Origin of the sequence: Streptomyces sp. ITFR-16 (assembly GCF_031844705.1) — a bacterium.
Taxonomy (GTDB): Bacteria; Actinomycetota; Actinomycetes; order Streptomycetales; family Streptomycetaceae; genus Streptomyces.
On sequence record NZ_CP134609.1, the window covers coordinates 3,832,332 to 3,852,993 of the forward strand.

18 protein-coding genes and 1 pseudogene are annotated in these 20,662 nt (G+C 73.8%); 6 read left to right on the forward strand and 13 right to left on the reverse strand.

The genetic code is table 11. The features are described from left to right. Window positions 1–168: 168 nt before the first annotated feature. The 3 genes and pseudogenes from RLT58_RS17105 (at window position 169) to RLT58_RS17115 (ending at window position 2,419) form a co-directional block, all read left to right on the forward strand. Window positions 169–987, forward strand: coding sequence for a YceI family protein (locus RLT58_RS17105; RefSeq protein WP_311311244.1), 819 nt, complete (start codon window positions 169–171; stop codon window positions 985–987). A gap of 25 nt (window positions 988–1,012) precedes the next feature. Next, window positions 1,013–1,483: a PPOX class F420-dependent oxidoreductase gene (locus RLT58_RS17110; protein WP_311311245.1), complete on the forward strand. Its 471-nt coding sequence runs from the start codon at window positions 1,013–1,015 to the stop codon at window positions 1,481–1,483. 4 nt (window positions 1,484–1,487) lie between these two features. Then, window positions 1,488–2,419, forward strand: a pseudogene (locus RLT58_RS17115) (NAD(P)-dependent oxidoreductase). Between the two features lie 79 nt (window positions 2,420–2,498). On the opposite strand, the gene RLT58_RS17120 reads toward RLT58_RS17115, so the two are convergent. From RLT58_RS17120 to RLT58_RS17130, 3 genes are all read right to left on the reverse strand, one after another. Next, entirely contained in the window at window positions 2,499–2,945 is a 447-nt protein-coding gene (locus tag RLT58_RS17120; RefSeq protein ID WP_311311246.1) for a DUF5707 domain-containing protein, read from the reverse strand. Window positions 2,946–3,063: 118 nt separating this feature from the next. Then, on the reverse strand, window positions 3,064–3,837 hold the full coding sequence (locus RLT58_RS17125) for a TetR/AcrR family transcriptional regulator (protein WP_311311247.1): 774 nt from the start codon (window positions 3,835–3,837) through the stop codon (window positions 3,064–3,066). Window positions 3,838–3,930: 93 nt separating this feature from the next. Then, window positions 3,931–5,454 (reverse strand): MFS transporter, encoded by a 1,524-nt coding sequence (locus RLT58_RS17130; RefSeq protein WP_311311248.1) that lies wholly within the window; start codon window positions 5,452–5,454, stop codon window positions 3,931–3,933. 141 nt (window positions 5,455–5,595) lie between these two features. Here RLT58_RS17130 and RLT58_RS17135 point away from each other — a divergent pair, with 141 nt between their 5' ends. Continuing rightward, complete coding sequence (locus RLT58_RS17135; protein ID WP_311311249.1) at window positions 5,596–6,459, forward strand: endonuclease/exonuclease/phosphatase family protein; 864 nt, start codon at window positions 5,596–5,598, stop codon at window positions 6,457–6,459. A 3-nt stretch (window positions 6,460–6,462) separates the two neighbouring features. On the opposite strand, the gene RLT58_RS17140 is transcribed toward RLT58_RS17135, so the two are convergent. The 8 genes from RLT58_RS17140 to RLT58_RS17175 form a co-directional block, all read right to left on the reverse strand. Further along, a complete protein-coding gene (locus RLT58_RS17140) occupies window positions 6,463–8,601 on the reverse strand; it encodes an ArnT family glycosyltransferase (protein WP_311311250.1) in 2,139 nt (712 codons plus the stop codon). Next, window positions 8,598–9,932, reverse strand: coding sequence for a bifunctional glycosyltransferase family 2/GtrA family protein (locus RLT58_RS17145; protein WP_311311251.1), 1,335 nt, complete (start codon window positions 9,930–9,932; stop codon window positions 8,598–8,600). Before RLT58_RS17145 ends, RLT58_RS17140 begins: the two co-directional genes overlap by 4 nt. Window positions 9,933–10,012: 80 nt before the next feature. Next, window positions 10,013–10,873, reverse strand: a complete 861-nt coding sequence (locus tag RLT58_RS17150) for an MOSC domain-containing protein (protein WP_311311252.1) — start codon at window positions 10,871–10,873, stop codon at window positions 10,013–10,015. A 72-nt stretch (window positions 10,874–10,945) separates the two neighbouring features. After that, window positions 10,946–11,491, reverse strand: a complete 546-nt coding sequence (locus RLT58_RS17155) for a hypothetical protein (RefSeq protein ID WP_311311253.1) — start codon at window positions 11,489–11,491, stop codon at window positions 10,946–10,948. 101 nt (window positions 11,492–11,592) lie between these two features. Beyond that, a complete protein-coding gene (locus tag RLT58_RS17160; protein WP_311314542.1) occupies window positions 11,593–13,140 on the reverse strand; it encodes a sensor histidine kinase in 1,548 nt (515 codons plus the stop codon). 4 nt (window positions 13,141–13,144) lie between these two features. Next, window positions 13,145–13,882: a response regulator transcription factor gene (locus RLT58_RS17165; protein ID WP_311311254.1), complete on the reverse strand. Its 738-nt coding sequence runs from the start codon at window positions 13,880–13,882 to the stop codon at window positions 13,145–13,147. Window positions 13,883–13,951: 69 nt separating this feature from the next. Next, entirely contained in the window at window positions 13,952–14,827 is an 876-nt protein-coding gene (locus RLT58_RS17170) for an amidohydrolase family protein (RefSeq protein WP_311311255.1), read from the reverse strand. A 36-nt stretch (window positions 14,828–14,863) separates the two neighbouring features. Continuing rightward, a complete protein-coding gene (locus RLT58_RS17175; RefSeq protein WP_311311256.1) occupies window positions 14,864–15,751 on the reverse strand; it encodes a DUF2797 domain-containing protein in 888 nt (295 codons plus the stop codon). Window positions 15,752–15,828: 77 nt separating this feature from the next. Between RLT58_RS17175 and RLT58_RS17180 the strand changes: the two genes are divergently transcribed. Then, complete coding sequence (locus RLT58_RS17180) at window positions 15,829–16,770, forward strand: RNA polymerase sigma-70 factor (RefSeq protein WP_311311257.1); 942 nt, start codon at window positions 15,829–15,831, stop codon at window positions 16,768–16,770. Between the two features lie 93 nt (window positions 16,771–16,863). Beyond that, window positions 16,864–18,066, forward strand: a complete 1,203-nt coding sequence (locus RLT58_RS17185) for an NAD(P)/FAD-dependent oxidoreductase (RefSeq protein WP_311311258.1) — start codon at window positions 16,864–16,866, stop codon at window positions 18,064–18,066. A 19-nt stretch (window positions 18,067–18,085) separates the two neighbouring features. Here RLT58_RS17185 and RLT58_RS17190 read toward each other — a convergent pair whose 3' ends face one another. Both RLT58_RS17190 and RLT58_RS17195 read right to left on the reverse strand, forming a co-directional pair. After that, window positions 18,086–19,027, reverse strand: coding sequence for an AIR synthase-related protein (locus RLT58_RS17190; protein WP_311311259.1), 942 nt, complete (start codon window positions 19,025–19,027; stop codon window positions 18,086–18,088). Window positions 19,028–19,118: 91 nt separating this feature from the next. Continuing rightward, complete coding sequence (locus tag RLT58_RS17195; protein ID WP_311311260.1) at window positions 19,119–20,471, reverse strand: MFS transporter; 1,353 nt, start codon at window positions 20,469–20,471, stop codon at window positions 19,119–19,121. Window positions 20,472–20,662: the final 191 nt, after the last annotated feature.

Sequence of the window (20,662 nt, forward strand, 5' to 3'; positions counted from 1 at the left end):
GCGGGACGGCACTTCGAGCGGAGAGGCTGTCCCGGCCGGCGGAAAAATGGGCCCCGGCGGTGGGGACGGCAGGCAGGGGACGGCCTGCCGTCCCCGCCCCGGGGCCCGACTCATTGAGTGGCCGGGTCCGGTGAGCGGACGGGTCATGGAGCAAGGAGAGAAAACGGGATGGGACTTCGCGCACAGGTACGCACGCGGGACGGCTGGGCCGTCCAGCACGCGGTCGTGACGGTCACCGACATGACCGGTACGCAGGTGCTGCGGGCCGCCGCCGACGAGGACGGGGCGGTCCGGACCGACACCCCGCTGTCCGCGGGCGCGTACACGGTGATCGTGACGGCCGTGGGGTACGCACCCGCCGCCTCCACCGCGCTCGTCACGGCGAGCGGACGGGTCGAGGCCGGCACGGTGGTGCTGGCCCGCCAGGGCGGGGTGGAACTGCCGCCGCCGGGCGCCTGGTCGCTGGACCCGGCGCACTCCTCGGTGGGCGCGGTCGCGCAGCACCTGGGGATCTCCAGCGTGCACGGCCGGTTCACCGACTTCGGCGGCCGGATCGAGATCGCGGAGGACGTGCAGAACTCCCGGGTGGACGCGGTCATCAACGCGGCCAGCATCGACACCGGAAACGGCATGCGGGACAAGCACCTGCGCTCGCCCGACTTCCTCGACACCGAGCGCTTCCCCGAGATCACCTACCGCTCCGGCGGGCTGACCCCGGCCGGCCCCGACCGCTGGACCGTGCACGGTGTGCTCGCGCTGCACGGGGTGGAGCGCCCGGTCGACCTCGGCCTCAGCTACCTCGGCACCGGCCCCGACCCGTGGGGCGGGACGCGCGCCGCGTTCAGCGCCACGGCCGAGCTGCGCCGCGAGGACTTCGCCATGAACTACAACCAGGTGGTCCAGGCGGGCATCTCCGCGATCGGCACGACGCTGCGGGTGAAGCTCGACATCCAGGCCGTGCAGGGCGAGGCCCTTCCGGCCGTCTGACCGCCCCCAACCGTAGGGTCGTGCCATGGCATCCAACATCGCGACCAACACCGCTGTGGAACTCGACGACTTGCTGGCCTTCGTACGGCCCCGGCACCGGGCGATCCTGCTGACCACCCGGTCCGACGGCCGTCCCCAGGGCTCCCCGCTCACCTGCGGCGTGGACGACGCGGGCCGGATCGTCGTCTCGACGTACCCCGAGCGGGCCAAGACCCGCAACGCCAAGCGGGACGAGCGGGTCAGCGTGATCGTCCTGTCCGACGAGTGGAACGGCCCGTGGGTGCAGATCGACGGCTCGGCCGAGGTGATCGACGCACCGGACTCGGTCGAGCCGCTCGTCGAGTACTTCCGGAACATCTCGGGGGAGCACCCGGACTGGGACGAGTACCGGGCGGCGATGGTGAAGCAGGGCAAGTCGATCATCCGGATCACGCCCGAGCGGTGGAGCCCGGTCGCCACCGGCGGCTTCCCGGCACACCTGGCCCCGGAGGCCTGATCCCGTGAACGTCCCGCTGCCCCGGCCCGACGAGCTGGCACGGGCCCGGCTGCTGGCCGGGCCCGAGGTCGGAGACGCGGCGGCGGCCACCCTGGCGCGGGCCGCCGGGCGTCCCGTGGAGCGCGGCACCGGCGCGGCGGCGGCCCCCGGGTGTATGTGGGCGCCTCGCTTCCCGAGGAGGCGCGCGGGGCGGGGCTGCTCTGGTTCCACAGCGTGAACGCCGGTACGGACGCGCTGCTCGGGGCCGGGGCGTGGCCCGAGGAGGTGCTGCTGACCCGGACGGTGGGCCGGATGGGCGAGCGGATCGCGCAGTACGTGCTGGGCTGGGTGCTGGCCGAGTGCCAGTCGGTCCCGGAGTTCGCCGCGCAGCACGCCCGCGCCGAGTGGCGCCGGATCCCCTCCGAGCTCGTCGCCGGGCAGACCGCCGCGGTGCACGGCACCGGGCGGATCGGCTCCGCCGTCGCCGGGCTGCTGCGGGCCTGCGGAGTCCGGACGGTGGGTGTGACCCGCACCCCGCGCGCCGTACCGCCCGGCTTCGACGCGGTGGTGGCTGCGGACGAACCGGTGGCCGCCCGCTGGGTGGTCGCCGCGCTTCCGCTGACCGGGGCGACGGCCGGGTACTTCGGGGCGGACCGGTTCGCCGCGATGGGCGGGGCCACGTTCCTCAATGTGGGCCGGGGCGCGACCGCGGACCTGGGGGCGCTGGAGGCGGCGCTGCGCACCGGGGCGGTGGGGCGTGCGGTGCTCGACGTGCTGGCCGACGAGCCTGCGGCGCCCGGCGATCCCTGCTGGCGGCTGCCCCGTACGGTGATCACCTCGCACTCCGCCGGCATCACGGCGGACGAGGACATCGTCACGGACTTCGCCGTGTGCCTGCGGGAGTTGTCGGCGGGGCGCGTCCCGGCGCTCGCCGTCGACCCGGCGCGCGGCTACTGATCCGGCCTGCGTACGGGGAACGGTCTGCCGGAAGGCACTTCCGGCAGACCGCCTCACCGAGCGACGGTTGTGCCGCGTGTCAGCGTGTGATGTCGAACGTGGTGGCACGGGGCACGAACGTCGTGCCCCCGTCCTTGGCCGTCGCCAGCGCCGAGAGGTGCCAGGTGCCCTTGTTCAGGTCGGCCTCCCGCTTCGTCACCTTCATCGTGTAGGTGCAGCGGGCGGCCCCGTCCGAGGTGCTCCGGCACTTCGCCTCCTCCACCCGGCCGAGCTCCGCCTCGGTCGGGTCGAGGTGCGAACTCGCGGGCCAGGGCAGGACTTTGAGGCTGCGGATGCCCGAGTCGTCGCTCACGTCCACGGTGTAGGTGAAGGAGCCCGCACTGCTGCCGGACGGAGCCGTATAGCGAGCCGATCCGTGCTCCAGGGTCGGCTCCGTGGGGGTCGAGGCCAGGGCGAGGCTGCCGTAGGCCGCCGCGCCGAGGGCGACCGCGGCGACGAGCGACGAAGAGAGAATGCGCTTGGACATGAGAGATCTCCTGATTGCGTGGGAAAGCCGGATCGGATGCGTGGAAAAGCGTGGAAGCACCGCTGACAGGGGCGGGCTCGGCAGGAGTCGCAGAAGGCGGCGGGGCCTTCCGTTCGGATCAGGCCGGGCTCGCGCCGCGTTCGCGCATCGCGTGGATGCCCGCGATCAGCAGGTCCAGCGCGAAGGTGAAGTCCCGCTCGTGCATGTCCTGGACGGTGGTGGCGCCGCGCGCCCCGATGAGGTCCTGCCCCGACTCCACGAGCCCGTCCAGCTGCGGCTGGTCCCGGACCGCCGTCATCGCCTGCTGGTAGTACTCGTCCTGGGTGAGCCCCGCCTCCGCGCTGCGCTGCGCGAACTGGCCCTCGACCGTGCCGAATCCGTACACGAACTGGAAGACCGCCGAGAGCGCGCCGGTCCGGCTCTCGCGGGGCAGGCCGGTCGCACCGATCACGTCCTGCACGGTGTGGGACATCAGCATCGAGTGCGGGCCCAGGTTGAGGAACTTCCCGGCCAGCGGCGAGACCCAGACGTGCCGGACCAGCAGCTCGCGGTAGGCGGTCGCCACCGCGCGCAGCCGGGCCTCCCAGGGGGCGTCCCGGGGCGGCGGGGTGAACTCGCTGTAGACGGAGTCGAGGGCCAGCTCCAGGAGGTCGTCCTTGGTGTCGACGTACCAGTAGAGGGACATGGCCGTCACGTTCAGCTCGGCGGCGAGCCGGCGCATGGAGAACTTCGCCAGGCCCTCGGCGTCCAGCAGCCCGACCGAGGCCGCCGTGATCCTGTCCCGGTCGAGCCCGGCGGGCTGGGCCGATCTGCGGCCCCGCGCGGGTGGCCGGTGGTTCAGCCACACGCTGGTCCTGGCAGGGTCCTTCACGCGGTCGGCCGCGGACACCATGGCGCACTCCCTCGTCTCGCCGGCGGGACGAACCGGATCCGTACTCCCTGCCCGAAAAACGGATTCATACGGTCCGGTACGTCCCGCCCGATGCTATGCCGCTGCCGCGGCCGGGTCAGCCTGCGACGATTCTCCCCGCTCCGCCCGGCGCAGCAGCACCGCGGCCAGCAGTCCGCCGGCCAGGACGGCCACCGCACCCACCAGCATGCTGGTCTCCAGGCCCGAGGAGAAGGCGTCCGTGATCGCCCGCCGCTCCCCCGCACCGTCCGCGGCGGCCAGGGCGGCGGGCAGCGAGGCGGCGCCGACGGCGGACGGGACCAGCGCGGCGAAGCGGGAGTTGAGGACGGCGCCGAGCACCGCGACCCCGAGGCCGTTGCCGCATTCGGCGAGGGTGCCGTTGATCCCGGCGCCCACGCCCGCCTTCTCCGGCGGGATCGCGCTCATGATCGCGTTGGCCATGGCGGGCATGGCGAGGGCGATGCCGACGCCCATCACGAGCAGGCCGCAGAGCGTGCCGCCGTACCCGCCCCCGCCGGCCAGGGCGATGACGGCGAGACCGGCGGCGAGCAGGCCCATCCCGGAGGCGATGGTGACGGGGGTGCCGAGCCTGGGCACCAGCCGCGCGCCGAGACCGGTGAGGTTGAGCGCGACGACGCTGAGGGCGAGCGGGGCGGTCCGCAGACCGGCCTCAAGCGGCCCGTAGCCCAGCACGAACTGCAGCTCCTGGGTGAGCAGGAACAACGAGCCGCCCATGCCGAACGCGACCAGGATCGCGCCCGCGACCGCGCCGATGAACCGCTGGTTCCGGAAGAAGTGCATGTCCAGCATCGGGTACGGGATGTGCAGCTCCCACAGCGCGAAGCCGGTGAGGACGGCGACCCCGGTGAAGGCGGTCAGCAGCACCCGGCCGGAGGTCCAGCCGTGCTCGGGCCCGGAGATGATCGCGTACACGACGGCGGCCATGCCGATGGTGGACAGCAGCGCGCCGAGCAGGTCGGGGCGGTCGCCGCTGGGGTTCTTCGACTCGGGCACCAGCCGGGCCACGGCCACCAGCGCGACGGCCGCGACCGGGATGTTGATCAGGAAGATCGCGCCCCACCAGAAGTGGTCGAGCATGACCCCGCCGATCAGCGGACCGACGGCGAAGCCGAGCGAGCTGACGGTCGACCAGATGCCGATCGCCTTCACCCGCTCGGTCTCGTCGAAGATCTGCATGACGACGGCGAGGGTGGTGGTCATCAGCAGCGCGCCGCCGATGCCCATGCCCGCCCGCGCGGCGATCAGCTGCACGGACGTCTGGGCGAGCCCGGCGACCAGCGAGCCGATGCCGAACAGGGCGAGCCCGGCGATCAGCATCTTCTTGCGGCCGTAGCGGTCGGCCGAGCTGCCTGCGGTCAGCAGCAGGCCGGACTGGACGAGCGAGTAGGCGTTGATCATCCACTGCACATCGGCGGTGGAGGCGTCCAGCTCCCTGGTGAGGGAGGGGATCGCCACGTTGAGGACGGTGTTGTCGAGCAGCACCGTGAGCTGGGCGAGACAGATGACGCCGAGGATCAGCCAGCGCTGTGGATGGCTCGGCGACGCGAGGTGGTTCTGCTCGGCGGAGGTCGCCGTCATTCGGACTCCCGGGCGTGCGGTCTGGGCCCTATACGGTGTACAGGGAATCGGCTGTACACCGTATAGCCACGCATGCGCCGCGTACAACCGGCTTTCCCGCGATACGGTGCCGGTCGCTGATCCGACAAGGGCTGGAGTGATATGTCACTGCGTCGTCGTACGGTGGAAGTCCTGCTGGCGGCAGGCCTGTTGGGGACGGTGCTCACACCTCCCGCGACGGCCGCCGGGCACGGCCCCGGGCAGCTCGTGCCCCTGCGGGTCGCCACGTACAACATCCATGCGGGGGCCGGCATGGACAACGTCTTCGACCTGGAGCGGCAGACGGCGGAGCTCCGCTCGCTGCACGCGGACGTGATCGGGCTCCAGGAGGTCGATGTCCACTGGGACGCCCGCAGCGAGTGGCGCGACCTGGCGTCCGAGCTGGCCCGGCGCCTCGGCATGCGGGTCTCGTTCGCCCCGATCTACAGCCTGGATCCGGCACAACCGGGCGCTCCCCGGCGCGAGTTCGGGGTCGCCGTGCTGTCGCGGTACCGGATCGTGAGCGCCGAGAACCACGCCATCACCCGGCTCTCCACCCAGGACCCCAACCCGGTGCCGGCGCCCGCGCCCGGCTTCGGAGAGGTGGTGCTGAAGGTGCGGGGGCTGCCGGTGCACGTGTACGCGACGCACCTCGACTACCGGGGCGACCCTTCCGTACGGATCGCCCAGGTGGCCGACACCCGGCGCATCATGGCCGAGGACCGGCGCGCGGAGCGGCGGCCGGTCCGGCAGATCCTGCTCGGCGACTTCAACGCGGCGCCGGACGCGCCGGAACTGACCCCGCTCTGGGAGACCCTCCACGACGTCGAACCGGGCGCGCCCACCTATCCGGCGCAGGACCCGGCGCAGCGGATCGACTATGTCGCGGTGTCCAAGGACACCGTGCGGGTACGCGACGCGGCGGTGCCCGAGACGCTTGCCTCGGACCACCGCCCCGTCGTCGCCGACCTGTTGCTGCGGCGCTGAGTCTCAGCCCGTCGGCCGGGTCAGGTCGTAGAAGGTGGCGCTGCCAGCGGTGACCTTCTTGTAGTTCTTCTCCACCCAGGAGGAGATCTGCGAGGAGGTGCCGCTGCCGCCCATGCCGCCTCCGCCGCCGCCCCCGCCGCTGGAGATGAAGTAGTGGATGCGGCCGTCCTGGACGTACTTCTTGAACTGGGCGAGCGTCGGGGACGGGTCGCTGCCGTTGAAGCCGCCGATCGCCATGACCGGGTCGCCGGTGGCGAGCTGGTAACTGGCGGCGTTCTGGGAGCCGATGGCGGCGGCGGCCCAGGTGTAGTCGCCGGCGTTCTTCTCCAGGAGCTTCCTGGCCTCGGTGCCGACGGACGCGCCGTTGAGCAGTCCGCCCATGCCCCCGCCGCCCCGGCCGCCGCCGAAGCCCTCGCCCATGCCGGGCATGGCCCCGGGCTGCTGCCCGGTCCGGCCCGTCCGGCCGGTCTGGCCGTTCTGTGAGGCGCCGGGCGGGGTGCCGGTCGGGGGCTGTCCCGTGCCGCCGCCCTGCTGGTTGCCCTGCTGGGCGCCCTGGCCCGGCGGCCGCATCCCGCCGAAGCCGCCCCGCCCGCCGCCTCCGCCGGGGCCGCCGCCCATCCCGCCGGACGAGGGACCCGCCGTGACGATCGAGCCCTGGTGGCCGGTGTTCAGCGTGCTCACGGTGTACGCCGTCGGCCCCGCCAGCGACGCGAGGAGCCCCAGCCCCACGGCGGCGAGCGCCAGTCGGCGCCCCAGCCGGGCCACGAGCAGCAGCCCCAGCGCGGCCACGATTCCCACGCCGAGCACGGCAGGCCGCAGCCAGGGCTGGTAGTCCGGGGTCCGGCCCAGCAGGACGTACGACCAGGTGGCCGTCACCGCGACCGCGGCGGCGAGCGCGGCACCCGCCCACCAGCGGGACCGCTCCTCCCACAGGACCGTGGCGCCCATGCCGATCAGCGCCGCGAGGTAGGGGGCGAGGGCCACCGTGTAGTACTGGTGGAAGATGCCGGCCATGAAGCTGAACACGGCCGCCGTCATCAGCAGCGAACTGCCCCAGGCGAGGAAGGCCGCGCGTGCGGTGTCCGTCCTCTTCGCCCGCCAGGTCAGCCAGACGCCCGCGGCCAGCAGGATCAGCGCGGCCGGTAGCAGCCAGGAGATCTGGCTGCCGATCTCGGAGTTGAACATCCGGCCGATGCCGGTCTCGCCCCACTGGCCGCCGGCTCCGCCGCCCGGTCCGCCCCCGCCGCCGACGCTGCCGGTCTCCTCGCCGTTGATCCGGCCGAGCCCGTTGTAGCCGAAGGTCAGCTCCAGGAAGGAGTTGTTCTGCGAACCGCCGATGTACGGGCGCGAGGAGGCGGGCCACAGCTGGACGACCGCCACCCACCAGCCGCCCGAGACGAGCAGGGCGAGCGCCGAGAGCCCCAGCTGGCCGAACCTCCTGCGTACGGGGACCGGGGCGAACACCGCGTACAGCACCGCCAGCGGCGGCAGGATCAGGAAGGCCTGGAGCGTCTTGGACAGGAACGCGAGACCCACCGCGACACCCGCCCACACCAGCCACTTGGTGCGGCCGTGCTCCATGGCGCGCAGCACGCAGTAGACCGTGACGGTCATCAGCAGGGCCAGCAGCGCGTCCGGGTTGTTGAAGCGGAACATCAGCGCGGCGACGGGCGTGAGCGCGAACACCGCCATGGTGATCAGCCCGGCGGCGGCGCTGAAGCGGCGGCGCACGGCCGCGTACAGCACCCCGGCGGTCGCCGTGCCCATCAGCACCTGCGGGGCCAGGATGGCCCAGGAGTTCAGGCCGAAGATCCGCACGGACAGGGCCATCGGCCAGAGCGTGGCCGGGGGCTTGTCGACGGTGATGGCGTTGGCCGAGTCCAGCGAGCCGAAGAAGAAGGCCTTCCAGCTCCGGCTCCCGGCCTGCACGGCCGCCGAGTAGAAGGAGTTGGCGTAGCCGGAGGCACTGAGGTTCCAGAGGTAGGCCAGGGTGATGGCGAGCAGCAGGGCGAGGAAGGCCGGGCGCACCCAGCGGGCGTCCTCGGGGCGGCCCCGCCACGCGCGCCGGGCCCACGAGGGGCCGGACCGTGCGTGGGCCGTCGCGCTCCGGGGCGGTGCCGGGAGGTGGTCGAGCGTGGTCATCGGGCGTTCCTCAGTTCGTGGTGGGGGGCGTCGGCGGGACCGGCGGACGGGGAGGCCGGCGGGCCGCCCGTGTCACCGCCCCGGTCGCGGTCGGGGAAGACCCAGGCGCGGAAGAGCAGGAACCGCAGCACGGTCGCCGCGAGGTTGGCGGCGATCAGCACGGCGAGTTCGGTGGAGTGCGCGGGCGATCCGGAGGCGGCGCCCAGGGCGGCCAGCGAGCCGCTGGTCAGGGCGAGTCCGATGGCGAAGACCACGAGGCCCTGCGCCTGGTGGCGGACCGCGCCGCCCCGGCCGCGTACCCCGAAGGTGAGTCTGCGGTTGGCCGCCGTGTTGGCGACGGCGGAGACCAGCAGGGCGCCGCCGTTGGCGAGCTGCGGGCCGACTCCGAGCCGGAAGAGCGAGTACAGGGCGAGGTAGAACAGGGTGGACAGGGCGCCCACGACGCAGAACCCGACCAGCTGCCGGGCCAGTCCGCGCGGCACCCCGCCGATGCCCCGGTCGCGCGGGTCGTCGCCGAAGGGCCGGGCGAGGCGGTCCAGCGGGAGCGCGCCGACGGCCAGCGCCCGCCCCACCCGCCACACGCCCTTCAGGTCCTCGGCGGCCGTCCGCACGATGTGGACCGTGGAGTCCGGGTCGTCGACCCAGTCGACCGGCACCTCGTGGATGCGCAGCCCGGCCCGCTCGGCGAGCACCAGGAGTTCGGTGTCGAAGAACCAGCCGGTGTCCTCGACCATCGGCAGCAGCCGCTGCGCGACCTCGCGGCGGATCGCCTTGAACCCGCACTGGGCGTCGCTGAACCGGGCGGCCAGCGAGGAGCGCAGGATGATGTTGTAGGCCCGGGAGATGAACTCCCGCTTCGTGCCCCGCACCACCCGCGAACTCCGGGCCAGCCGCGAGCCGATGGCCAGATCGGAGTGGCCGGAGATCAGCGGGGCGACCAGCGGCAGCAGCGCGTTGAGGTCGGTGGACAGGTCCACGTCCATATAGGCGAGGACCGGGGCGTCCGAGTCGGTCCAGACGGTGCGCAGGGCCCGCCCGCGTCCCTTCTCCTCCAGCCGGTACGACCGCACCCCGGGCAGCGTCCGCGCCAGCCGGCGGGCGACCTCGGGGGTGCGGTCGGTGCTGGCGTTGTCCGCGACGGTGATCCGGAAGGCGTACGGGAAGGTGCGTGCCAGGTGGTCGTGGAGCCTGAGCACACACGGTTCGAGGTCCTTCTCCTCGTTGTAGACGGGTACCACCACATCGAGTACGGGGGCACCTGCCGCACCGGCCGCGCCGGCCAGGAGGTGGTCCCGGGCCGGCAGGGTGCTCCAGGGAGTGTCGGTTCGCATGGAACGACACTCGCCAGCCGCGCTGTCACGCCTGTGTGCTGAGCCTGTGACCCGTCTGTGAGTGCTGCGTCATGCCGCCCTCAGCGCTCGGCGTCGCCCCACTCCGTGACGGCCACCTCGTCGCCGGCCGACAGCTTCCCCGGCGTGATCACGGAGAACTTCGCGCCGAACACGACGCCCCCGCTCGCCGCCCGCCGGTAGCCGGCGAGCGTGCGCAGGGGCTCCGGCCCCCGCCGCGCTCCGGCTTCCTGCGCGACCAGGGTGACGGCACAGCGCACCGCGAGTTTGGCGTACCCCAGCTCGGTGGCGCCGATGGTGACGCGGCGTGCGCGGTCCTCGGCGTGCGGTACGGCCGCCCAGTCGTCGCCGCTTTCGCAGCTGTCGACGACGATGTTCGGGCGGAAGCGGTTCATCGGCAGCGGCGGGGCGCCCCGCTCGGCCATCCGCCGGTTGAGGAGGTCGAGGGAGGCGACGGACAGCAGGTGCACGGCACTGCTGTCGGCGTAGCCGGACGGGCCGGAGACCAGGCCGTCGGCGATCCGGTCGTGCTCCGGCGGCACACGGACGAGACGGCTGGGGGTGCCGAGGACCCCCGAGAGCCAGGCGGCGACGTCGTCCCCCTGGTCGATCCCCCGGAACGCGGTGCCGAACAGATCGACGTCACGGCGCGGCGCGGACGTCGTCACGTCGAGGTGCACCGCACCGTGACCGTCCGCGTCGTCGGCCAGGTCGAGCGCGAGGCGGGTGCCGTCGGCGCTGACGGCGGGCCGGATCAGGGCGAGACGAGGATGCCGGCGCTGCGTGCGGAAGACCCCGTCCTCGCCGATGACCATGAAACTGCGGTCGTACGCGAGGCCGGCCGGTGTCAGGAGCGCATCACTCACCGACGTACCGGCGCAGCCCTTGACGGGGTAGCTGATCAGCTCCCTGACCCTGGCCATGGTGCCTCCTTCGGTCTGCGGCCTCAGCCGGGATTCCCGGCCGTGGGCGGCGGATCCCGGATGCAGTGACATTCACGCACACACCTGGTGCCGCCGGTGGTAGGACCAGGTCACCGCCGCCAGCAGGGGGCCCCACAACAGGAGCGGCGCGTAGGCGGCGACGAAGAGGACTTCGCCGGCGGAGACGCCGGGAGCCGGGCTCGGGGAGGTCAGCAGTCCGCCGAAGAAGAGGACCCACCACAGAAGGACGACCGCGAAGGCTCCCAGTGAAGCGGCGAGGACCGCGATCCTGCGGTCGACCGTGCGGCCGCCGAGAAGCGGAATCCAGCGCGGCACCACCTCTCCCCAGGGCCGTACCAGGCCCAGCGTGAGATACGAGGCGGCTTCCGCGACCGCGCCGATCAGCAGGACGTAGGCCAGGGCGATCAGCGGGGAGTGGCGGGGGAAGGCGGCGAGGAACTCCTCCCGCTCCATCACCCCGACCGGCACCCCGAGCACCAGCGCGACGCGCCACACCCCGGAGGGCACGGTCGACCAGGCCGCGACATGGGCGGCTCGCACGGCCCAGCGCGGGGGCGGCGGCACGGGGGATGCGGTCGGGGCGGGATCCGTCGTCATGCTGCGAATCTCCCGCACCGCCCGGCCCGGCACGTCCTACCGCATGATGATCCGCCTCCACCGCACGGGGGAGCGCGGGCCGGGGCGGCCGGCCCCCCTTCTCAGCCGGCGGTACCGGCCGGCGCCGGCACAGCGTGCGGGACCCGCTCCGCGGGCAGATGCACCGCGAACACCGTCTCGCCCGGGGCCGACCGCACCTCCACCGCGCCGCCGTGGGCCGTCACCACCGCCTGGACGATCGCGAGGCCGAGCCCCGTCGAGCCGGCGTGCCGGGAGCGCGAGGCGTCCCCGCGCGCGAACCGTTCGAAGACGTGCGGCAGCAGCTCGGGCGGGATGCCGGGCCCGTCGTCCCGGACCTCCAGGGTCACCCAGGGACTCCCGCCGTCCGCGCGCACCCGGACGGTGACCGTGGTCCCCGGCGGGGTGTGCGTACGCGCGTTGGCCAGCAGATTGACCAGCACCTGCTGGATCCTGGTCGGGTCGGCGCGTACGGTCGCGGGCGCCTCGGGCAGGTCGAGCCGCCAGTGGTGGACCGGGCCGGGCCCGGGTCCTTCCGGGGCGGCGGTGCGGGCCGCGACCCGGGCATCGCTCACCGCGTCGATGACCAGCGGCGAGAGATCGGTGCTCTCGTACGAGAGCGGGCGGCCCGCGTCCAGCCGGGCGAGCAGCAGCAGATCCTCCACCATGCCCGTCATCCGCTCCGCCTCGGACTCGATGCGGCCCAGCGCGTGCCGGGTGTCGGGGCCGGTGTCCTCCCGGCCGCGCCGGGTGAGTTCGGCGTAGCCCCGGATGGAGGCGAGCGGGGTGCGCAGCTCGTGGCTGGCGTCGGCGACGAACCGGCGGACCCGCATCTCGCTCTTCTGCCGCGCGTCCAGGGCCGAACCGACGTGGCCCAGCATCCGGTTGAGCGCCGCGCCCACCTGGCCGACCTCGGTCCTCGGGTCCGCCTCGGCGGCCGGGACCTGTTCGAAGAGCGCCACCTCACCGCTGTGCAGCGGGAGTTCGGACACCCGGGTGGCGGTGGCGGCGACCCGGCGCAGCGGCCGCAGGGCGACGCCGACCATGACGGCGCCCGCGATCCCGGCGGCCACGAGCCCGGCGGCGGTCACACAGACCTCGACGAGGATCAGGGTGGTCAGCGCCCGGCTCACCTCGGCGGTGGGGATGCCGACGAGTACGGTCGTGCCGTCGTCCTTGGGCACCGCCCGCACCCGGAAGCCGCCGAGCCCGGGGAGGTCGGCGTCGTGCGCCTTGCCGTCGGCGGTGACACCGGCCGACTCCAGGGCGGCCTCCTGCGCGGCGGTCAGCGGCTCGGTGGTCTCCTTGGCGCCCGGCCCGTTGTCCTTCGCGACCGCCGACTCGGTGACCTCGCCGTCCGAGGCGAGCGCGCCGAAGGTGTTGAAGGGCTGGCCGCCCCCGCCGATGAATCCGAGCGGGTCCTTGTCGCCCGGGACGCCGGGCAGCCGCGCACCGCCGCCGGGCCCGAAGTCGGCCCGTACCGCTATGTCGCGCAGCTGGTCGTCCAGCTTGCCGTACATGTACGTGTGGAAGGCGATGGTGGTGACCGAGCCGATCACCGCAGCGACGACCGCGATCAGGGTCACCGCCGAGAACACCAGCCGGGTCCGCAGCGTCCACGGCCGCCGCACGGCCCTACTCACCGGGCTTGATGAGGTATCCCGCCCCGCGCCGGGTGTGGATCATCGGGGACCGGCCCGCGTCGATCTTCTTGCGCAGGTACGAGATGTAGAGCTCGACGACATTGGCCTGGCCGCCGAAGTCGTAGTTCCAGACCCGGTCCAGGATCTGCGCCTTGCTCAGCACCCGGCGCGGATTGCGCATCAGGAAGCGCAGCAGCTCGAACTCGGTCGCGGTCAGGTGGATGTTGGCGCCGCCCCGGTTCACCTCGTGGCTGTCCTCGTCCAGGGTCAGGTCGCCGACGACGAGCGTCGACTCGCTGCGGACCGCAGCCGTGCCGGAGCGCCGGATCAGCCCGCGCAGCCGGGCCACGACCTCCTCCAGGCTGAACGGCTTGGTGACGTAGTCGTCGCCGCCCGCCGTGAGCCCGGCGATCCGGTCCTCCACGGAGTCGCGCGCGGTCAGGAACAGCACGGGGACGTCGGAGAGCTCCCGGCGCAGTCTGCCGAGGACGGCGAGCCCGTCCGTGTCGGGCAGCATCACATCGAGGATCACCGCGTCGGGCCGGAACTCGCGGGCCGTGCGGACCGCGTCCGCGCCGTCGCCCGCGCTGCGCACCTCCCAGCCCTCGTAACGAAGCGCCATGGAGAGCAGCTCGGCCAGCGGGGCCTCGTCGTCCACGACCAGGACCCGGACGGGGGTCCGGTCCGGCCTGAGCAGTTCGGTACGCCCCAGGGGCGAGGTCGTCGTCATGTCCCCACCCTGTGAGACGCCTCTGAGAGAGTTCTTTCCCGATTCTGTGAATTCCCTGAGAAAGCCGGCTCAGCGGCCGAACAGGGCCTTCGCGTTGTCGTGGCAGACCGCCCGCAGCCAGTCGTCGCCGAGGTCCAGCCGCTCCAGGGCGTGCAGTTGGTGGGCGTAGGGATACGGGATGTTCGGGAAGTCCGTGCCCAGCAGGATGCGGTCCCCGAGCGCCGCGAGCCGCCCGCGCTCCACCGGCGGGAACGGGCTCAGCTTCTGCGCGAAGTCCGTGAACGCCATCGTCGTGTCGAGCCTGACCTGCGGATACGTCTCCGCGAGCGCCAGGAACCGCGCGTACTCCGGCATCCCCAGATGCGCCACGACCAGCGGCAGCCGGGGGTGCCGGGCCAGCAGCCGGGCGATCGGCTCCGGCCCGGTGTGCTTCCCCGGCGCCGGGCCGGAGCCGCAGTGCGTCACGACCGGGATGCCCGCGTCGGCCAGCAGCCCCCACACCGGGTCCAGCAGCGGGTCGTTGGGGTCGTACGCCCCGACCTGGACATGCGCCTTGAAGACCCGCGCCCCCGCCTCGACGGCCTCGGCCACATACCGCCGTGCGCCCTCCTCCGGGAAGAACGTCGCGGTGTGCAGGCAGTCCGGCACCCGGGCCGCGAACTCCGCTGCCCAGCCGTTCAGCCAGGGGGCCATGCCGGCCTTGTGCGGGTAGAGCATCGAGGTGAAGCGCAGGACGCCGAACGAGCGGAGCAGCGCGAGGCGTTCGTCCTCGTCGCGCCGGTAGGTGATCGGCCACTCCGTGCCGGTCAGCGGGCCGGCGGAGTCGAAGTACGCCCAGACCTTGCGCAGCACCCGCTCCGGCATGAAGTGGGTGTGGACATCGATGATCCCGGGCAGCCCGAGCCGCTGCCAGAACCGCACCACGTCGTCGCGCTCGTCGTCCATCGGACCCGCTCCCTTCGCCGCCCGCCCCCGACGATCTCAGAACAGCCCGTCCTGCGCGGCGCCGCCCCCGACGGCGACGGTCGGCACGCTCACCCCGGCCCCGGCCCCCGCACCGGCCGCCGTCAGCGCCCAGCCGGACATCAGCCGGGTGTCGACCACCACGACCCCGTCCGCGCCCGTGTCCAGATGCAGATCGGGCCCCGCCGCGGCGACCAGCCGCCCCGCGACCGCGCCCCCGTCCACCAGCCCGGTCACCGCCTTCGCCGCGCCGGCCGCCCCGCCGATCCCGAAGATGCCCGTGTGGTCGACGGCCCCGAACGGCAGCCGTTCCAGCGCCTCCGGCCAGCCGCGCCCTTCGAGCGCCGCGGCCTTCGCGTACAGCTCCGCGACCTCGGCGCCCCGGACGGCCGCATCCGGCAGCTCCGCCCGCACCGCCCGCTTGCGCGCGTACGGAATGCGGTCCGGCACCCCGAGCGCGGCCCGCAGCACCTCCTCGGCCCGCCTCGCCGCCATCAGCGGCCCGCGCCCCAGCCAGCTGAAGACCACCGCCCCCTGCTCCCGCAGCCGGGCCGCGCCCCGCTCCTCGGCGGTGATCCCGACCTTCACCATCCCGGGCCCGAACCAGGCGAGGTACACGCGGTAGGTGCGGGGGTCGTCGGGGATCGTGTCGGCGGCCACCGAGTGCGCCCGGTCCAGCCGCCCGCACTCCGGGCAGCGCCCGCCGGTGCTGCGGGCCGGCACCGATGCCGCCAGCGGGCAGACGTTCCCCCGGGCCCCGGAGCAGTGCCGCTCACCGGCGGCCCGGAAGCCCAGCTCGGTGCCGTAGGCCAGCGCGCTGCCCCGCGTCCGGGAGCCCTGCCGCCAGCCGAGGACGGGCGGGCCGGACTCCTCGGGCCACCGCAGACCGGTGCACTGCCATGCCATGCGCGAACTCCCGTACCGCCGTGCCTGTGCCGCCACCCTACGGCCGGGCACCGACACCGGGCATTAGGATCCGGGCCATGCTGACCGCACAGGACGTGGACCGGTTCGAGGCTGCCAGGCCCCGTCTGGAGGCCATCGCGTACCGCCTGCTCGGCTCGGCGAGCGAGGCCGAGGACGCCGTGCAGGACACCTTCCTGCGCTGGCAGGCCGCCGATGTGGACCGGATCGAGGTCCCGGAGGCCTGGCTGACCAAGGTCCTCACCCATCTGTGCCTCAACCAGCTCACCTCGGCCCGCGCCCGGCGCGAGACGTACGTCGGGCAGTGGCTGCCCGAACCGCTGCTCGCCGGGGACCCGATGCTCGGCCCCGCCGACACGGCCGAGCAGCGCGAGTCGGTGTCCTACGCGGTCCTCACCCTGATGGAGCGGCTCTCCCCGAACGAGCGCGCGGTGTACGTGCTGCGCGAGGCGTTCGGCTGTCCGCACCGCGAGATCGCCGACATCCTCGACCTGACCGAGGCGGCCGCCCAGCAGGTGTACCACCGGGCGAAGAAGCACATCGCGGACGGGCGCACCCGCACCGAGGTCGACGAGGCCGCCGCCCGGCGGGTCATCGAGGAGTTCCTGGTGGCCGCCACCAGCGGCCGGACCGAGCCGCTCGTACGGCTGCTGACCGAGGACGCCGTGTCGGTCGGCGACGGCGGCGGGAAGGTCCCGGCGCGGGCCAAGGCGTTCGAGGGCGCCCGCGCGGTCGCCACCTTCATGCGGGGTCTGTTCAAGCCCAGCAAGGCCAAGCTGGCCCTGGCGGGCGGCTCGCCGGACATCCATGTCACGACCGCCAACGGGGCGCCCGCCGTGCTGGCCGTCGTCGACGGCCGCGTCATCGGCGTGATGTGCGTGGAGGTCACCACCGAGGGCATCGCCGCCTTCCTCAACCAGGTCAACCCCGACAAGCTCGACCGGGCGACCAGGCGCTGGGCGGCCGGCGACCACGGAGAGCCCCTGTTCAGCGCCTACTGAGCACGATGTGACCCAGGTCACATCGCACTCCTGTCAGGAAACCGCGGGCTGTCCGGTTCAAGGGGCGAAACCGCGCGAGACAGGAGCAGGCACATGCAGCACCGCATCATCGTCCTCGGAGCCGGATACGCCGGAGCCATCGCCGCGGGCCGCCTCGCCAAGCGGCTGCGCCGCGACGACGTGTCCCTCACCCTCGTCAACGCCGAGCCCGACTTCGTCGAGCGCGTCCGCATGCACCAGCTGGCCACCGGCCAGGACCTCACCCCACGCACCTTCCGCGCGATGTTCGCGGGCACCGGCGTCGAGCTGAAGGTCGCCCGGGTCACCGCCGTCGACGTCACCCGCAAGGCCGTCGCCGTCGAGGGCGCGGACGGCCCCGAGGAGCTGGCGTACGACACCCTCGTCTACGCCCTCGGCAGCGGCTGGAACCCGCAGGGCGTCCCCGGCACGGCGGAGCACGCCCACGAGATCGCGAGCCGCCCCGGGGCGCTGCGGCTGCGCGAGCGCCTGGCCGGGCTGGGCGCCGGGCAGTCGGTGGTCGTCGTCGGCGGCGGCCTCACCGGTCTGGAGGCCGCGGCCGAGTTCGCCGAGGCCCGCCCGGACCTCGCCGTCACCCTCGCCGCCCGCGGCGGCCTCGGCGACTGGCTCTCGCCCAAGGGCCGCGCACATGTGCGCAAGGTCTTCGCCGGGCTCGGCATCACCGTGCACGAGAACACCGCCGTCGCCGAGGTCGCAGCCGGCCGGGTCGTCACCGCCGACGGCACCTCCCTCCCGGCCGACGTCACCGTCTGGACCGCGGGCTTCGCGGTCCACCCGATCGCGGCGGCCACCGAGCTGGAGGTCACCGGGACCGGTCGGATCGTGGTCGACGGCACCATGCGCTCGCTCTCCCACCCCGACGTGTACGCGATCGGCGACGCGGCCCTGGCGATGGGGCCGGGCGACAAGCCGCTGCGGATGTCCTGCGCCTCGGGCGGCCCCACCGCCTGGCAGGCCGCCGACTCGATCGCGGCCCGCCTGACCGGCACCAAACTCCCGCACGCCCCGCTGCGCTACTTCAACCAGTGCGTCTCGCTGGGCCGCAAGGAGGGACTGATCCAGTACGTCACCGCCGACGACCGCTCGCTCAACGCGACGCTGAAGGGCCGGGCCGCCGCCCTCTACAAGGAGCTGATCTGCAAGGGCGCGGCCTGGGGCGTGGCCAACCCGACCATGGGCCTGCCGGTCAGGCGCCGCCCGGTCCTCCCGGAACGCCCGACGGTGGCGGCCCCGGCCCCCGCCGCCGAACGCGGCTGAACCGGGCGTCCGCACCCGGTCACAGGAGGCGTTCGGGGAGCGGCCCCGCGCTGGGGGCGCGGGGCCGGACGCCGTCCCGGGTGACGAACTCGACGTCGCCCAGGGCGTCGTCGGTCACCTGACCGACGACGGCGGCATGGCGCCCGTACCGGTGTCCGCGCAGGGCGGCCAGGACCCGGGGGGTGCGCTCCGGCGGGACGAACAGGCACAGACAGCCCGCGCAGGCCGCGTCCAGCGGGGCCAGGCCTCGGGTGGCGAGGGCCACCCGCGCCTCGTACCGCACGGGCAGCGCGTCCTCGTCGACCCGCAGGGTCAGCCCGCGTCCCCCGGCACTCAGCCGCAGGACCTCCGCGAGTCCGCCGTCGGCCACCGGACGGGCGTGGCGGATGTCGGCCCGGACGGTGCGCAGGAGGCAGCCGAGGGGGGCGCAGTCGCTGGGCACGTGGTGTTCGTAACCGAGCCCGTCGCGCAGGGAGAGCAGATGGGCCGCGTGATGGCCCAGCGGACCGGTGACGACGATGCTGTCGCCGGGGCGGACTGCGGCCAGCTCCAGCGGCGGTCCGCCGCGCTCCCCGAACGCGGTCGCGGTGACGAAGACCCGGTCGGCCTCGCCCGCGCGGACGACCTTGGTGTCCACGGCGGCGACGGCGACCCCCGCCTCGTCGGCGGCGGCGCGCACCGAGGCGGTCAGCCGGTGCACCAGGTCCAGCGGGAGTCCGGCCTCCAGCACGAAGCCGAGGGCCAGATGGCGGGGTTCGGCGCCGGTCGCGGCCAGGTCGTTGACGGCGCCGCAGACCGCGAGCCGGCCGATGTCGCCGTCGCCGAAGAAGGGCGGGTCCACGACGTACGTCCCGGTGCGGACCACGAGGGACGGGTCGGGGGCCAGCGCCCGGGCGACCCGTTCGCGCAACTCCGGTCCGAACCCGGCCTGGGTCGTGTGCCGGTCCCGCGTGTACGTCACGAAAGCCACCCCCCGATGCGCGCGTCATGACCGTGCCCATCATGCTGCGGGCGCGGGGGCGCGCCTACCCGTGTTCGTGGCCTAGGGGGCTTCAGTAGGGGCGGTCGTACCCCCGCAGGAGCAGCACGGCGATGCCGGTGGCCAGGGCGGGGAGGGCTCCGAAGCCCGCCAGGATGCCGAGTTGGGCCGTGGTGGTCTGTTCGGCGGCGTGCCCGGTGCCGGAGGAGACGTAGCCTGAGAGCTGGAGCACCAGGCCGTAGAGGAACGGGCCGAGGGCCACGCCCAGGCCCTCGCCGGTGGTGAAGACCCCGGACAGGATGCCGCCCCTGTGGTGGTCGGTGCGGGCGGTGTCGCGGGCGATGCAGTCCGGCAGCATGGCGTACAGGAAGAGCAGTTGGCCCGCGTGACCGGTCCCGGCCAGCGCCATGCTGAGCAGCACCGCGCCCTGCGGCAGGACCGGGGAGGCGAGGAAGAGCAGACAGCCGGTGGCGAACAGCGCGGAGGCGATCGTGTAGCCGCGCGGGCCGCGCAGCCGTGACCACAGCGGCATGGTGAGCAGGTTCGGGGCGACGAACGCGGCCACCAGGGCGCCGATGCCCGAGGAGTCGTGCAGCACGTGCTGGGCGAAGTACGGGGCGCCCGCGAGCAGGACGCCGGTGGCGACGGACTGGACGACCACGCAGCGCAGCAGTGCCATGAACGGCGGATGGGCGCGGGCGGCGGCGAACTGCGCGCGCAGCGTGGGCTCGTCGGAGGGCACACGGGCCGTTCCGCTCGCCGTGCGGGCCGTGCCGGCGAAGACCCAGAGCGCGCCGAGGGCGATGACCGCGGCGCCGAACAGTCCGGCCCAGCGGTGACCTGCGCGCCCGCCCCCGCCCGCGTCGACCAGAACCGGGGAGAGGGCGCCGGTGACCAGGGCGGCGATCCCGATGACGGCGACCCGGCCGGCGACCAGGCGCACCCGGTCCTCCTCGCGGTCGGCCAGTTCGGCGGGCATCGCCGCGTACGGCACCTGGAAGAAGGCGAAGGCGGTCGCGGTCAGGAAGTAGCCGACCGCGGTGCACCAGGCGCCCGCCGTGCCGGGCAGCGGGCCCGCGAAGGTCAGGGCGAAGGCCAGGGCCATGGCGAGCCCTCCGCCGAGCACGTACGGGCGGCGGGAGCCCCAGCGGGTGCGTGTACGGTCGCTGGCGCGGCCGACGAGCGGGTTGAGCACGGCGTCCCACGCCTTGGGCACGAAGACGACCGCCCCGGCCAGCGCGGCGCCGACGCCCAGGGTGTCCGTGAGATAGGGGAGCAGCAGCAGCCCCGGCAGGGTGGTGAACGTTCCGGTGACGAGCGCGCCCGAGGCATAGCCGAGCCGCAGCCCTCGGGTCGGCCCGCCGGGTGCCGGGGCGGGGGCGCCGGGCGCGGCGGGCCGGTCGCCGCCGGTGTCGGTGATGGCCATCGGGGTGTCCTCCCTCCGAAAGCCCCGCCGAGAGCGGGGGATGTCCTCGGCGGGGCTGTCGGGGTGAAGCATGGCCGCCCCCGCATGGATGCCGCTTAAGCCGGCCGCGCGGATGCCGGCCGGGCCTGCCGCAAACAGCACGCACCTTCCTGCCATGCACCTTGTGGCCATCGGGGACGGGTGGCTGGGGC

Bases quoted from the DNA above. Each gene is read 5' to 3' on its own strand.
- RLT58_RS17130 (WP_311311248.1), bottom strand. From the start codon at position 5,454: ATGACGGCGACCTCCGCCGAGCAGAACCACCTCGCGTCGCCGAGCCAT.
- RLT58_RS17110 (WP_311311245.1), top strand. From the start codon at position 1,013: ATGGCATCCAACATCGCGACCAACACCGCTGTGGAACTCGACGACTTG.
- RLT58_RS17165 (WP_311311254.1), bottom strand. From the start codon at position 13,882: ATGACGACGACCTCGCCCCTGGGGCGTACCGAACTGCTCAGGCCGGAC.
- RLT58_RS17170 (WP_311311255.1), bottom strand. From the start codon at position 14,827: ATGGACGACGAGCGCGACGACGTGGTGCGGTTCTGGCAGCGGCTCGGG.
- RLT58_RS17120 (WP_311311246.1), bottom strand. From the start codon at position 2,945: ATGTCCAAGCGCATTCTCTCTTCGTCGCTCGTCGCCGCGGTCGCCCTC.
- RLT58_RS17105 (WP_311311244.1), top strand. From the start codon at position 169: ATGGGACTTCGCGCACAGGTACGCACGCGGGACGGCTGGGCCGTCCAG.
- RLT58_RS17180 (WP_311311257.1), top strand. From the start codon at position 15,829: ATGCTGACCGCACAGGACGTGGACCGGTTCGAGGCTGCCAGGCCCCGT.
- RLT58_RS17195 (WP_311311260.1), bottom strand. From the start codon at position 20,471: ATGGCCATCACCGACACCGGCGGCGACCGGCCCGCCGCGCCCGGCGCC.
- RLT58_RS17175 (WP_311311256.1), bottom strand. From the start codon at position 15,751: ATGGCATGGCAGTGCACCGGTCTGCGGTGGCCCGAGGAGTCCGGCCCG.
- RLT58_RS17140 (WP_311311250.1), bottom strand. From the start codon at position 8,601: ATGACCACGCTCGACCACCTCCCGGCACCGCCCCGGAGCGCGACGGCC.
- RLT58_RS17150 (WP_311311252.1), bottom strand. From the start codon at position 10,873: ATGGCCAGGGTCAGGGAGCTGATCAGCTACCCCGTCAAGGGCTGCGCC.
- RLT58_RS17125 (WP_311311247.1), bottom strand. From the start codon at position 3,837: ATGGTGTCCGCGGCCGACCGCGTGAAGGACCCTGCCAGGACCAGCGTG.
- RLT58_RS17135 (WP_311311249.1), top strand. From the start codon at position 5,596: ATGTCACTGCGTCGTCGTACGGTGGAAGTCCTGCTGGCGGCAGGCCTG.
- RLT58_RS17185 (WP_311311258.1), top strand. From the start codon at position 16,864: ATGCAGCACCGCATCATCGTCCTCGGAGCCGGATACGCCGGAGCCATC.
- RLT58_RS17155 (WP_311311253.1), bottom strand. From the start codon at position 11,491: ATGACGACGGATCCCGCCCCGACCGCATCCCCCGTGCCGCCGCCCCCG.
- RLT58_RS17145 (WP_311311251.1), bottom strand. From the start codon at position 9,932: ATGCGAACCGACACTCCCTGGAGCACCCTGCCGGCCCGGGACCACCTC.